The 12,336-nt window shown below is 73.2% G+C and carries 16 protein-coding genes and 1 pseudogene; 6 read left to right on the top strand and 11 right to left on the bottom strand.

Features of this window, described 5'->3' with window-relative positions:
- Positions 1–24: 24 nt before the first annotated feature.
- Both QSK39_RS32535 and QSK39_RS53125 read left to right on the top strand, forming a co-directional pair.
- Entirely contained in the window at positions 25–282 is a 258-nt protein-coding gene (locus QSK39_RS32535) for a hypothetical protein (RefSeq protein ID WP_285481675.1), read from the top strand.
- A 40-nt stretch (positions 283–322) separates the two neighbouring features.
- Entirely contained in the window at positions 323–565 is a 243-nt protein-coding gene (locus QSK39_RS53125) for a transposase (protein ID WP_353051096.1), read from the top strand.
- On the opposite strand, the gene QSK39_RS32530 is transcribed toward QSK39_RS53125, so the two are convergent.
- The 3 genes from QSK39_RS32530 to QSK39_RS32520 are packed head-to-tail and all read right to left on the bottom strand — an operon-like array spanning position 562 to position 2,232.
- Positions 562–990 carry a Rieske (2Fe-2S) protein gene (locus QSK39_RS32530; protein ID WP_285481674.1) on the bottom strand — a complete coding sequence of 143 codons (429 nt, stop codon included), beginning with the start codon at positions 988–990 and terminating at the stop codon, positions 562–564. The two genes, QSK39_RS53125 and QSK39_RS32530, sit on opposite strands and share 4 nt — an antisense overlap.
- Positions 991–1,003: 13 nt before the next feature.
- The gene (locus QSK39_RS32525; protein WP_285481673.1) at positions 1,004–1,549 is read right to left on the bottom strand and encodes a DUF6529 family protein; all 546 of its coding nucleotides are present in this window, start codon (positions 1,547–1,549) and stop codon (positions 1,004–1,006) included.
- Positions 1,549–2,232, bottom strand: a complete 684-nt coding sequence (locus QSK39_RS32520) for a hypothetical protein (protein WP_285481672.1) — start codon at positions 2,230–2,232, stop codon at positions 1,549–1,551. Before QSK39_RS32520 ends, QSK39_RS32525 begins: the two co-directional genes overlap by 1 nt.
- A gap of 135 nt (positions 2,233–2,367) precedes the next feature.
- On the opposite strand from QSK39_RS32520, the gene QSK39_RS32515 reads away from it, so the two are divergent.
- A complete protein-coding gene (locus QSK39_RS32515; protein WP_285481671.1) occupies positions 2,368–3,390 on the top strand; it encodes an alpha/beta hydrolase in 1,023 nt (340 codons plus the stop codon).
- Between the two features lie 3 nt (positions 3,391–3,393).
- Here the strand turns inward: QSK39_RS32515 and QSK39_RS32510 are convergent, their stop codons facing one another.
- Positions 3,394–3,705 (bottom strand): hypothetical protein, encoded by a 312-nt coding sequence (locus QSK39_RS32510; RefSeq protein ID WP_285481670.1) that lies wholly within the window; start codon positions 3,703–3,705, stop codon positions 3,394–3,396.
- Positions 3,706–3,783: 78 nt separating this feature from the next.
- On the opposite strand from QSK39_RS32510, the pseudogene QSK39_RS32505 reads away from it, so the two are divergent.
- Positions 3,784–4,638 (top strand): annotated as a pseudogene (locus QSK39_RS32505) (alpha/beta fold hydrolase).
- Here QSK39_RS32505 and QSK39_RS32500 read toward each other — a convergent pair.
- Positions 4,596–4,937, bottom strand: a complete 342-nt coding sequence (locus QSK39_RS32500; protein ID WP_285481669.1) for a DoxX family protein — start codon at positions 4,935–4,937, stop codon at positions 4,596–4,598. The pseudogene QSK39_RS32505 and the gene QSK39_RS32500 overlap by 43 nt on opposite strands.
- 162 nt (positions 4,938–5,099) lie before the next feature.
- On the opposite strand from QSK39_RS32500, the gene QSK39_RS32495 reads away from it, so the two are divergent.
- The gene (locus tag QSK39_RS32495) at positions 5,100–5,606 is read left to right on the top strand and encodes a hypothetical protein (protein WP_285481668.1); all 507 of its coding nucleotides are present in this window, start codon (positions 5,100–5,102) and stop codon (positions 5,604–5,606) included.
- A 1-nt stretch (position 5,607) separates the two neighbouring features.
- On the opposite strand, the gene QSK39_RS32490 is transcribed toward QSK39_RS32495, so the two are convergent.
- From QSK39_RS32490 to ligD (QSK39_RS32470), 5 genes are all read right to left on the bottom strand, one after another.
- Complete coding sequence (locus tag QSK39_RS32490; protein ID WP_285481667.1) at positions 5,608–6,072, bottom strand: GNAT family N-acetyltransferase; 465 nt, start codon at positions 6,070–6,072, stop codon at positions 5,608–5,610.
- Positions 6,069–7,061, bottom strand: a complete 993-nt coding sequence (gene ligD / locus QSK39_RS32485; protein ID WP_285481666.1) for a non-homologous end-joining DNA ligase — start codon at positions 7,059–7,061, stop codon at positions 6,069–6,071. The genes QSK39_RS32490 and ligD (QSK39_RS32485) overlap by 4 nt, the downstream gene beginning before the upstream one ends.
- 32 nt (positions 7,062–7,093) lie before the next feature.
- Positions 7,094–7,513, bottom strand: coding sequence for a DUF6292 family protein (locus QSK39_RS32480; protein WP_285481665.1), 420 nt, complete (start codon positions 7,511–7,513; stop codon positions 7,094–7,096).
- A gap of 56 nt (positions 7,514–7,569) precedes the next feature.
- Positions 7,570–7,974, bottom strand: a complete 405-nt coding sequence (locus tag QSK39_RS32475; protein ID WP_285481664.1) for an STAS domain-containing protein — start codon at positions 7,972–7,974, stop codon at positions 7,570–7,572.
- A 248-nt stretch (positions 7,975–8,222) separates the two neighbouring features.
- Entirely contained in the window at positions 8,223–9,143 is a 921-nt protein-coding gene (ligD, locus tag QSK39_RS32470) for a non-homologous end-joining DNA ligase (RefSeq protein ID WP_285481663.1), read from the bottom strand.
- A 59-nt stretch (positions 9,144–9,202) separates the two neighbouring features.
- Between ligD (QSK39_RS32470) and QSK39_RS32465 the strand changes: the two genes are divergently transcribed.
- Entirely contained in the window at positions 9,203–9,424 is a 222-nt protein-coding gene (locus tag QSK39_RS32465; RefSeq protein ID WP_285481662.1) for a hypothetical protein, read from the top strand.
- A 103-nt stretch (positions 9,425–9,527) separates the two neighbouring features.
- On the opposite strand, the gene QSK39_RS32460 is transcribed toward QSK39_RS32465, so the two are convergent.
- The gene (locus tag QSK39_RS32460) at positions 9,528–12,305 is read right to left on the bottom strand and encodes an AfsR/SARP family transcriptional regulator (protein WP_285481661.1); all 2,778 of its coding nucleotides are present in this window, start codon (positions 12,303–12,305) and stop codon (positions 9,528–9,530) included.
- Positions 12,306–12,336 lie beyond the last annotated feature (31 nt).

The following is a 12,336-nucleotide window of genomic DNA, read 5'->3' as shown; positions in this document are numbered from 1 at the left end:
CCGGGATGCTGCCGTTCGTGGGCGTTGATCGAGGACCTGCTTCCGGCCCGCACCGGTAAGCGGGTCGTCCGTTTTCCGATGCCCGGGCGATGGTCGAGGGGATCGTCTACCTGGGACACCGTCCTGCACCGCCTGCTCGCCGAAGCGGACACGGCCGGTCAGGTGGATTGGTCGGTGTCGGTGGGTTCCACGATCGCGCGGGCGCAGCAGCACGCCACCGACATCACCCGCTCCACCGGGGGCTGGGTCGAACCACACGGATCCGCTGATCGAGCCGCCTGATCACGCGATCGGCCGCTCCCGCGGCGGCTGGAGCACCAAAGTGCACCACCTCGTCGACGGGAACGGCCGGCCGCCGGTGACGTTGGTCGGTCCCGGACAGGCCGGGGACGCCCCGATGTTCCCGCACCTCATGCGGCACCTGGCGATCCGTCGGGCCGGGCGCGGTCGAGCCCGGACCCCACCCGACCGGGTCCGTGGCGACAAGGCTTACTCCTCGAGGGCGATCCGCGGACATCTGCATGCCGTGATCACATGGACCAAGGCATTGTCAGACACTCCCTAGGCCAGCGTGATCTTCCCGTTCGCGACCGTGACGTTCTTCTTCTCCAGCGCCCGCGACGCGGGGCCGTTCGCGACCGAGCCGTCGGCGATCTTGAACTTGCTGCCGTGGCACGGGCAGTTGATGGTGCCGTCGGCGACGGCGTCGACCGCGCAGCCCTGGTGCGTGCAGATCGCCGAGAACGCCGCGAACGTCCCCGCCGCCGGCTGGGTCACCACCACCTGCTTGTCCGCGAACACCTTGCCGCCGCCGACCGGGATGTCGCCGCTCGCGCCCAGCTCGGTCCCGGCCGCCGGTGGCGGCGCCGCGGCCGGAGTCGCGGTGCCGGAACCGCCGCCGTAGGTGCTGCAGCCCGCCACCAGCCCGGCGCTCGCCGCGGCGAGCGCCGTCCGCCGGGTGACCGTCGGATCCGTGTCGTCCTCGCGCACGATCGTCCCCCGCCTAGAAGGTCAAGCCCGATTGGGTGAAGAACCACAGCGACGCGCTCAGCCAGAGCCCGACGAGCCCGGTGAACACGAGGCCGCCGAAGACCGGGAGCGCCCAGCCGGGCGCGCCGTCCTTGCGCAGCAACAGCATCTTCGCGACGAACGCGCCGTAGAAGAAGCAGCCCAGCAGCGAGTGCAGGAGCACGCGGGTGTCGAACGACTGGAACCCGAGCGCGTAGAGGCAGTGCAGCGCCACCGGGATCGACACGAGGAACGCCAGCCGGCCCGACCAGCGGTGCACCGGCGACACCCACGCCGGGACGGTCCGGCCGAGCTTGCCGTACATCGCCAGCGCCGACAGCAGCTGGACGATCGCCAGCACGACGACGACCGTCGCGAGCCACGCCTTCACCGACATCGGGCTGGAGAAGCCGGCGACGTTCACCGCGACGCCGGTCGGCGTGTGCAGGCTGCCGTAGACGCCGAGCACCACCGAGACGACGGCGCCGGCGACGAGCGGCACGAGGAGCGCGACCCCGGCGCGGTTGCCCGCCGTGGTCATCAGAAGTCACCTTGCCCGGCCAGGCCGCTGATCGGCTCGGCGGTCACGCGCGCGCCGTCGACGACCGCGCCGGCCCCGTCCCCGAAGCCGAGCGCCGGGGCGGACGCCGAGTCCTCGTCCGTGGTGAGGATGCCGACCTGGCTGCCGTCGGACTGCACGATCCAGCCGACCTTCGCCGTCTTGCCCTTCACCTTCGGCGCCGCGCGGTAGAGCCCCGCGGGCTTCTTCGCGGTCGGCGCGGCGAACTGCCACGTCTTGCCGGCCGCCGTCACCGTCCCGGTGACCGACGCGGCGTCGAAGCTGCCGGTCAGGCTGGTGTTCTTGGCACCCCGGAGGTCCAGCTTCCCGCCGACCGTCACGCCCTGCAACCAGGCTTCGACCTTCTTGCCGTCGCAGAGGTAGGCGATCGCGTGGCCGTCACGCACCGATACCGCCACGGACGCGCCGCCGCCGGTGACGCGCCCGGCGTAGTCCGCCCGGGCTGGCGCATCCGCCTTCGGCGCCTCGGGTTTCGGCGCCGCCGACGAAGACGTCGTCGGTGGCGAAGAGCTCGCGACGCTCGCCGCGTTGGCGGCGCCGGCGACCGGTGCGACACCGGTCCCGGTCGCCAGGTTGACGATCCCGATCCCGCCGGCGAGCGCGACACCGGCGAGCAATGTGAACAACGGCCCCGGATGTTTCATCGTTCTTCCCCGCATTCCCCTGACCCACCACCGTGCCCATAACACGGAGGTCGGGGCGGAACGGCTCAACGCTACCCGCGGAAAAGAGGTATCGCTTAGCCCGTGCAACCGGTTGAGCCGTGGTTGACTGGCGGCATGCTGCCCTGGGACGGCGACCTCGCCGGCCGGCTCGACCGGCACACCGTGGAATCCGCGCTGCTGCGGGACAACCCGCTCGGCGACCCGCACGAGCGACCGCTGTGGGTGTACGTCCCCCCGGGCTACGACGACGGCGCCGAACGGTACCCGGTCGTGTACGTCATCCAGGGCTACACCGGGCACCTGTCGATGTGGGCCAACCGGACGCCGTTCCGGCAGCCGTTCGTCGAGACGGCGGACGCGGTGTTCGCCGGCGGCGCGCCGGGCTGCGTCGTGGTGTACGTCGACGCGTGGACCGCGTACGGCGGCTCGCAGTTCGTCGACTCGCCGGGCACGGGCCGCTACCACTCGTACCTGTGCGACGAGATCGTGCCGTGGGTCGACGCGCACTACCGGACGATCCCCGACCGCGAGTCCCGCGCGATCGCGGGCAAGTCGTCGGGCGGGTTCGGCGCGATGATCACGCCGATGCTGCGGCCCGACCTGTTCGGCGCCCTGGCCACGCACGCGGGCGATTCGCTGTACGAGCTGTGCTACGTCCCGGACTTCGGCAAGGCGGTCCGGGCCCTGCGCGGCTACGACCGCGACATCCAGGCGTGGTGGGCGGACTTCCGCGCGCGGCCGGCGTTCACCCGGCCGGAGGACGCGACGCTGCTGCAGCTGATCGGGGTGTCGGCGTGCTTCTCGGCAGGTCCGGACGGGACGCCGGAGCTGCCGTTCGACCCGGCGACCGGCGTCCTGCGGCCGGAGGTGTGGCAGCGCTGGCTGGACTGGGACCCGGTCCGCATGGTCCCCGATCACGTCCCGGCGGTGAGTTCGTGGCGAGCGGTGTGGATCGACGCGGGCACGAGCGACGAGTACTTCCTCGACGTCGGCGCGGAGGCGTTCCGGGCGGAGGTCCTCAAGGCGGGGCTGGCGGAGGACCGGATCCACTTCGAGCTGTTCGAGGCCGGCCACGCCGCGATCGACTACCGGTACCCGCTGTCGCTGGCCTGGCTGGCGGAACGCCTGGCCCGCTGAGCCTCACGAGCCGGCGGCGAGCGCCTCGATGACCTGCGGGCGCTCCGCGAGCTTCCGCGAGTGGATCGGGACCTCGTCCGGCGCGGCCTTGCCCTGCTGGCGGAGGTACCGGGCGAACCGGTTGAAGTTGGCCGGGTCGTAGTCCGCCGAACGCGGGTTGGCGGTGAACTCGCGGAAGAACCCCGGCTTCTGCCCGTTCCCGTCGGTCAGCCGGGGGTCGCTGCAGGTCAAGTGGATCGACTGGGACTTCTCGTCGTACCAGACGGTGAAGGGGTACCGGTCTTCCCCCAAGGTCGCGTGGTTCCCGGTCGTCATGGCGGCTCTCCTCGTGGTCGTGTCGTGGTTCTCCGACGATCGGAACCGGCCTTTTGTTACAGCGGCTAGGCTCGCCGCATGGTGATCGAGACCGACCTCGTCCTGCCGGACGGGCGCACCCTGCACGTCTACGACACCGGCGGCCCCGCGCGGCTCACCGTCTTCTGGCACCACGGCACGCCCAACCTCGGTGCGCCGCCCGGACCGCTGCTGCCGCTCGCCGAAAGCCTCGGCGTCCGCTGGGTTTCCCACGACCGGCCCGGTTACGGCGGCTCCACCCCCCTGCCGGACCGGACCGTCGGGAACGCCGCCGAGTGCGTGGCCGCCGTCGCCGACGCCCTCGGGATCGAGCACTTCGCCGTCATGGGGCACTCGGGCGGCAGTTCGCACGCCCTCGCGACCGCGGCCCTGCTGCCCGGCCGGGTCAAAGCCGTCGCCGGTCTCGCCGCCGTCGCGCCCTTCGGGGCCGAGGGGTAGTTCGACGGCATGGCCGCCGCCAGTGCCGCTTCCCTGCGCGCCGCCGCCGAAGGCCGGGCCGCCAAGGAAAAGCACGAGGCCGCCGCCGAGTTCGATCCCGGCGTCTTCACCAAGGCCGACTTCGCCGCCCTCGCCGGATCGCAGTCCTGGCTCGACGACGTGGTCCGGCCCGCCCTCGGCGCCGTCGGCCTGGTCGACGACGACCTCGCCTACGTCACGCCCTGGGGCGGCGACCCCGCGGCCATCACCGCGCCGACGCTGCTGGTGCACGGCGCCGACGACCGGATGATCCCCGCCACGCACAGCGAGTGGCTCGCCGCGCGGATCCCGGGCGCCGACCTGCGGATCACCCCCGGCGACGGCCACATCTCCGTGCTGGAGCACGCGGCCGACGCGCTCACCTGGCTCGCCGGTCAGGACAGCAGCGCCAGCGAAGCGACCACCGGGGCCATGTAGAGCACCGGAAACGCCAAGTGCCCATACGAGTGGGCGCGGGCCACGGTGACGACGGCGCCGAGGAAGTACAGCACCAGCCCGATCGCCGCGGCGACGCCGATGGGCGGCACGAACAACCCCACGACCAGGCCGATCGCCCCGGCGGCCTTGGCCGCGCCCAGCCACGGCCACCACGCCTCCGGCACGCCGTAGGAGGTGATCGGCTCGACGACCCACTTCGCGCGGGCGAAGACCGAGACGGCCGAGAAGCCGACGAAGGCGGCGGCGAAGAGGGTGACGATGAGGTACGCGGTGGACATCGGAGCTCCTCCGGGAGAGCGCGGGCCCCGGGGTTCCGGGTCCGTCACCCCCACGACTCCGCCTGCCGGACCGATGTGACCGGCCGTGACGGCGATCACAACCCCGCCGTGGCGGCCGATGTCCCCTCCCGCCCGCACCCGCGCGCGTGATCGGCTGGCCCGATGATCGTGCTGCGGATCATCGGGACCGTGCTGTGGTTCGCGATCCCCGCGGGCATGCTCACGTTCGCCGTCCACGACCTGGGCGTGCGCGACGCCCCGACGTACGACATCGAAGGCACGGTCGTCGCGCACCGGCAGGTGTACCACCCGGCGGAATCGGACTCGCCCGCGTGGACGACGTACTTCATCACCGTCCGCAGCGCCGGCGAACCGGACTGGGAGTTCGGCGACCCCCAGCAGGCGCTGGACACCGAGCCGGGCACGCCGGTGGTCGTCCAGGTCTCGAAGGTGACCGACTGGGCGCTCTTCGTGCGCAAGGGCGGCACGGTCGTCGACCTGCGCACGGCGCTCGGCACGGACGTCTGGCTGCTCGTGCTGGGCGGCCTGGGCGCGCTCATCGCGCTCGCGCGCGAATCCCTGCTCGAGGACCGGCACGTGGCCGGGTTCGTCCTCGGCGCACTCGCCGCGGGTGGCGGCGTGTACCTCGGCCTGCAGCTGGGCAGCTAGCTCACAGCGCCAGCCGCAGCACGGTCTCGCCGTCGTCGATCTCCCCGGTCGGGACGAACCCGAACCTGCGGTAGAAGGCGCCCGGGCCGTCGTCGCCGGGCTGGTGACTCGTGAGCAGTGCGGTCGCGCCGTCGGCCCGGATCAGCGCGACGACCTCCGCCAGCACCGCGCGGCCGATCCCACGGCCCTGGTGGCGCCCGTCGACGAGCAGCCGCCACAGGAAGTACGGCCCGAGGATGCCCGGGCGGCCCGGCGGGACGTCCCAGCTGAGCATCACGAAGCCGACCGGCTCGCCGCCCGCGTAGACGGCGCGGTACCAGGGCTCGGCTTCGGGCGTCGTCGCGGCGTCCTCCAGGGACTTCGCCACCGACGCGACGAACCGCTCCTGGCCGGGCTGCACGCGTAACGCGCACACCGCGTCCCGGTTTTCGCCGGTGATCTCGACCAGGCACACGGCGGGGGTCACGACGCTCCCGTCGGTTTCGGCACCCGCACCTCGCCGGGTGTCCGGTCCGGACGCAGGCCGCGCCAGGAAGTGTGGCGCAGCCGCAGATCCGGCGTGACGCGGCGGTGGACGACCTCGCCGACCAGGTCGGGCTCGACCCAATGCGCGCCGCGGGCGCGTTCGCGCGGCACCTCGGTGGCGAACGGGGACTCCGGGCGCGCCAGCGGGGCGAGGACGTCGCGGAGGCGGTCGAGCGCGTCGTCGGTGAACCCGGTGCCGACGTCGCCGATGTACACCAGCGAGCCGTCGTCGTCGTAACCGCCGAGCAGCAGCGCGCCGAGTGTGCCCGCGCGGCGGCCGGCGCCGGTCCGCCAGCCGCCGACGACCACTTCGCGCGTCTGGGTCAGCGCGCGCTTCGTCCACAGCGGCGACCGGGCGCCGGGCAGGTACGGCGCGTCCAGCCGCTTCGCCACGACGCCCTCGATGCCGTGCTGGGCCGCCGTCGCCAGCAGCTGGTCCGGCGTGATGTCGGCGCGGGTGTACCAGGGCGGCACGACGAGCCGGCCGTCGGCAGGCCGGACCAGCTCCGCGAGCAGCTCCCGGCGCTGCTCGTACGGCCGGTCCAGCAGCGACTCCGACCCGATCCGCAGCAGGTCGAAGGCGAAGTAGACGACCGGGACCTCGGCCCGCAGCTTCGCCGTCGGCTCGTGCATCGCGCGGCGCTGCATCAGCTCGAACTCCGGGCGGCCGGCCGCGTTCAGCGCGACGACCTCGCCGTCGAGCACCGCCGCGTGCCCGCCGAGCGCGGGCGCGAAGATCTCCTGCAGCTCGGGGTAGCGGTGGGTGTGGTCGCTGCCGCTGCGGCTGGTGATCCGGGCCTCGCCGGTATCGGCGATCCGGGCGCAGCCCCGGAAGCCGTCCCACTTCCACTCGTAGCCGTGCTGGTCGTCGTCCGGGAGGGACCCGTCGACGGCCAGCATCGGCACCACCGCGTCCGGCACCGTCCCCATCGCTCCAGTGTGGAGGATCGGCCGGGGCCGCGTCACCCCGCCGGCAGCAACGGCAGGAGATCCTGGTGGCTCCCGGCGCGGCGCAGCACGGGCGAACCCGGCCCGTCCGGCTCCAGGTCCCCGGCCCGCAACGCGGCCAGGAACCGCACGATCGCGCGCGACGGCGGCAGGATGTCGGCGCCGCCGAGGTAGGCCAGCACGATCATCTCCTCCCCGCACGCCGCCTCGACCGCGACGGCCCAGCCGTGCACCTCGTCCCACAGCAGCGCCACGTCGCGGTCGGGGAACCGGCGCAGCCGCCAGTCCACCGCGAGGTAGGCCGACACCGGGACGTCCACGTCCACGGTGCAGGACTCGAGGCCGAAGCCGAGCGCCCCGGCCACCTCCCCGAGGTACGCGCGCAAGCCGCGCTGGAACCAGAACTCGAGATCGGTGTCGATCAGGCCGGACACCCGTTTCCTTTCGTCGCCGAGCCCGGCCGCGCACCCTGCGCGGCCGGTCGAGCGGATCAGCCGACCGCCGCCAGCGCGTCGGCCCGATCCCGGTAGCAGGAGAAGCCGGCGACGCCGGTCCCCCGCAGCTGCCGCCACAGCGACGGCGTGCGCACCACCCAGGCCAGCGGGACGGCCCGTTCGTCGGCACACCCCTGCACGTGCCGCAGCGCGCGGAGGCCGACGCCGGAGCAGAACGTCACCCCGCCGAGGTCGACGACGAGCGGGCCGCCGGCGTTCAGCGCGGTTTCCGCGCATTCGACAAGAATGGCGACAGTCGCGAGATCAATGTCGCCCACCACCGTGAGAAGTGTGCTCCGAGCACCGGGGAACGACGTCGTGACCGAGAACGGCTCGCACAACGCGCCCGGCGAAGAACGGCCGAAGGCCCGCGAAAGCCGCGGCGGTTTCTGGATCTTCATGACCGGCTCCGACGGCTCAAGATGGTGGTTTACGCGTAGACCGTACCCAGTTCGTCCAGCTTGGTGCACAACGGAATCGTCCCGACCGCCGGTGCCGTGCACCGACACGGCCGTCTGCACGTGCAGCGGTCCACAAGGGACGATCGAAATCGCCTGGTCGGACCCGTCGTCGCGCAATTGCGTCCACAGTGGCATCCGGCACCTCCGGAACCGGTCCGGTTTCCCCGCGGAATTGCGAATTCCGAAATTCAGCCGAACGCAGGAATCGGGACGCGCGTCCGGTCCAGTTCGGCGAAGAGGTCACCGAGGTCCCCGACGCGGTCGAGGACCTCGTCGGCCGTGAACCGCAGGTGCGAAACATGCCGGCAGGCCCGCACCTCGTCCCACGTGACCGGAGTGGACACGGTCGGCTCGTCGCGCCCGCGCAGCGAGTACGGCGCGACCGTCGTCTTGAACGGGTTGTTCTGGCTCCAGTCGATGAAGACCTTGCCCGGCCGCAGCGTCTTCGTCATCCGCGCGACGACGAGGTCCGGCGTCTCGGCGGCGAGCCGCTCGGCGAGCGCCTTCGCGTACTGCGACGTCTCGCCGCCGTCCGTCGTCACGACGCCCGCGTAGAGCTGCATGCCCTTGGAGCCGCTGGTCTTCGCGACCGGGGTGAGCCCGTCGGCGGTGAGCACGTCGTGCAGGCGCTCGGCGACGCGGCAGCAGTCCACGACCGTCGCGCCCGGTCCGGGGTCGAGGTCGAACACGAGCCGGTCCGGCGTGCTGCGCTCGTCGCCGTCGTCGACCGTCCACTGATGGACGTGCAGCTCGAGCGCGGCGAGGTTGGCCGCCCAGACGAGCTCGGGCAGGTCGTTGATCAGCGGGTAGGCGATGATCTCGGGATCCTTGCCGCGGCCGCCGACGGTGAGCCGGGCGGTGCGGACCCAGTCGGGGGCGTGCCGCGAGACGTCCTTCTCGAAGAAGGAGCCACCGGCGACGCCGTCGGGGAAGCGCACGAACGTCATCGCCCGGTCGCGGATGTGCGGCAGCAGCAGCGGCGCGATGCGCGTGTAGTAGTCGAGCACCTCGCCCTTGGTGAAGCCGTGGCGCGGGTAGAGCACCTTTTCGAGGTTCGAGAGCGTCAGCTGCCGCTCGCCCACCTGCACCGTGATCCGGCTCCCCGCCACGCCGCAACGCTATCACCCATGGTTATGATACGGCCGTATCATCAACGAAGGGGGACATCGTGAAGTTCGACGTGCTGCAGATCCTGGGGGCGGTCCTGACGGTCCTGGGCGCCCAGGGCGCGATCCGGCTGCTGGTCGACCACGCGAACACCGGGCTGCTGGCGTGGCTGGGGGCGGGGTTCACCGGGACCCTGGTCGGCTACCTGGTGGTCACGGCACTGGGCGTCGTGCTCGCCGGCTGGGCGCACGACCGGGCGAAGGCGCTCGGACGCCGGAAGTAGCCGCGGCCGGCCGGCGGCGGATCGGCGGCGGACCGTGCCTCGCGGCGGCGGCCGGCGCCGCGAGGATCCCGGCGGCCGCGGCGTTCGGCGGCGCGCCCCCGGGTCAGCGCGGTGGTGACTCTCCCGGATTTCCGAGCACGTCCAGCCGGTGCCGCACTTGCTCGGCTTCGTCCGGTCGATCCTGGCGCCGGTAAAGCTCGTGGGCCTCGCTCCAGGCCGCGCGGGCCCGCTCGACGTCGCCGAGGGCCGCGTACGGGTGGCCGATGTTGTCGAGGGTGTTGGCGATCTCGTAGGTGTAGCCGAGCTCGCGCAGCACCCGCACGGCCTGCTCGTAGTACTCGACGGCTTCGCGGTGGTGGCCGAGGTGGTCGTGGATGTAGCCGAGGCTGTCGAGGGTCGCCGCCTCGCCGGACGGGTCGTGGTTGCCGCGGAACAGGTCCAGGCCGGCCAGGCACAGCGTCAGGGCCGTGTCGTGGTCGCCGAGGCGGGCGGTGTACCACCCCAGGGCGTTGAGCGCCTCGGCCTCCCACACCGGCCGGCCGAGGCCGCGGAACAGGTCGAGCGCGTCGGCGGCGTGCGTCGAGGCGAGCTTGTCGTCCCCCTGCCGGGCCCACGTCCAGGCGAGCACCCGGTGGGCGTAGGCGTGCGCGATGTCGTCGTGGTGTTCGGCGGCGAGGGCGAGCGCTCTCTCGAGGTGCCGGATGGCCTCCTCGAAGCGACCGAGCTCGGCGTAGGCGCCGCCGAGGAGCCGCTGCACGAGGCTGCCGGTGGCACCGCCGGGCCGGGACGCGATGGGCTCGGCGGCGAGCTGCCACACGGCGAGGTGGTCTTCGCGGCGCCCGGCCCGGTGCTGGAAGGTCGTCAGGGCCCAGGCCAATTGCCAGGCCGTCGTCTGCCTCTCCTGCGCGACGGCGGTGTGCTGGGCGGCGAGCAGCGTGGCGTACTCATCCTCGAACCACGCCATGGCGGCCGCGTCGTCGTGCGGCCGGCCGGGGTCGACGCCGGCGGCCGCGGGCTCGAGCTCGATCGGATGGCGGTGGGGCGCCAGCCGGCGGTCGGCGATGAAGGCGGTGTGGCAGTAGAAGTCGAGCACCCGGCGCAAAGCTTCCCGCCGCGCGCCTTCGGGCAGTTCGCGGGCGATGTCGGTCGCGTACCGGCGGGTGAGGTCGTGCATCCGGTAGCGGCCGCGGGCGTCCTGGGAGATCAGCGAAGACTGCTCCAGGACGCGCAGCGTCGTCCGGCACGCCTCGGGCGGGCGGCCGACGAGCGCCGCGGCGGCGGGCAAGCCGATGTCGGGCCCCGGCGCGATGCCGAGGAGGGTGAACGCGGTGGCCTGGTCCTCGGTGAGCGCGTGCAACGACCACGACAGCACGGCGGGCAGGCCGCTGGTGGGCTCGACGCCTTCGAGTGCGCGCAGGCCGGACTCCCGCAGTTCGGAGACGAGGCCGGCGAGCGACGCGTGCGGCCGGGTGGCGGCCCGGCCCGCGACGATGCCCAGCGCCAGCGGGAAGCCGCCGCAGAACCCGGCCAGCCGGTCCACCGCGGCTTGCTCGGCGCGGGTGCGCGCGTGGCCGAGCCGGTCGGCGAGCAGCGCGGTGGCCTCGTCGCCGGACAGGACATCCAGGGGCAGGTGCTGGGCACCGTGTCCGGTGATCAGGCCGGGCAGCTGCGTGCGGCTGGTGACCACCACCGTGCAGGACCCGCTGCCCGGCAGCAGGGGCACGACCTGCGCGGTGTCGACGGCGTTGTCCAGCACCAGCAGCATCCGCTTGCCCGCCACCAGGCTGCGGAACAACGCCGCCTGGGCCTGGGTGGCGGCGGGGATCCGGGCCGGTTCGACGCCGAGGGCGCCGAGGAACCCGCGCATGGCCTCCGCCGGGTCCATCGGCTGCCCCGCGGGGCTGAACCCGCGCAGGTCCACGAACAGCTGCCCGTCCGCGAACCGGTCCAGCCGGCGCCGGATCCAGTGCAGCGCCAGCCACGTCTTGCCGATCCCGCCGGCACCGGCGATGGCCAGCACGACCACCCGCCCTCGCTTCGCGTTGTCCAGGGCGGCATCGAGGAACCCGAGTTCGGCGTCACGCCCGACGAACGAAGCGGGTGCCGCGGGCAGCTGGCGGGGCCGCACGACCGGCGCGGCCGCGGAACGCGCGTCGAGCGCGGGATCGGCGGCCAGGATCCGCCGGTGCACGTCCCGCAGCGCGGCGCCGGGCTCGGTGCCGAGTTCGGCGACCAGCCGTTCCCGCAGCCGCCGGTAGTACGCCAGCGCGTCGGCCGTCCGGCCCGCGCGGTGCAGGGCGAGCAGGTAGTGCGCGGCGGCGCGCTCGTCCCACGGGTGTTCGGCGGTGCGGGCGGCGAGGCCGGTGACGAGGTCCTCCCCGTGCCCCAGCGCCAGCAGCGCCTCGGTCAGATCGTGCTCGGCGTCCAGGCGTTCCCGGTGCAGCCGTTCGCGTTCGGCGGTGACCCAGTCTCCGGTCAGGCCGGCCACCGCGTCGCCGTGCCACAGGCCCAGCGCTTCTTCCAGCAACGCCGCGGCGTGGCGCGAGCCGCCTTGGCGAGCCCGTGCGCAGAGGCGGCGGAACCGGTGCACGTCGATCTCCGCCGGGTCCAGCCGCAGGGAGTAGCCGCCCGGGTGCCGCCGGATGACCGCGTCCGCCGGGGCCAAGGCGTGCCGCAACCGGGTGAGGTAGTTCAGCAACGTCTTGCGGGCTCGCAGCGGCGGATCGTCGCCCCAGACCCGGTCGACGAGCCGGTCCACGGACACCACCCCCGGGGCGTCGACCGCCAGCGCGGCCAGCACGCACTGCTGCCGGACCGGCCCCAGTTCGACCACGGTGCCGTCCACGACGGCGACCACGGCTCCCAGCAGACGGAACTCCACCGGCCGCCCCCTCCCCCTCGCCCGGACTATA

It is taken from the genome of Amycolatopsis sp. NBRC 101858, assembly GCF_030269325.1.
In the GTDB taxonomy this organism is placed as follows: Bacteria; Actinomycetota; Actinomycetes; order Mycobacteriales; family Pseudonocardiaceae; genus Amycolatopsis; species Amycolatopsis ponsaeliensis.
The sequence above is the reverse complement of the archived record's forward strand: the minus strand, read 5'-3'. Positions and strand labels throughout refer to the sequence as shown.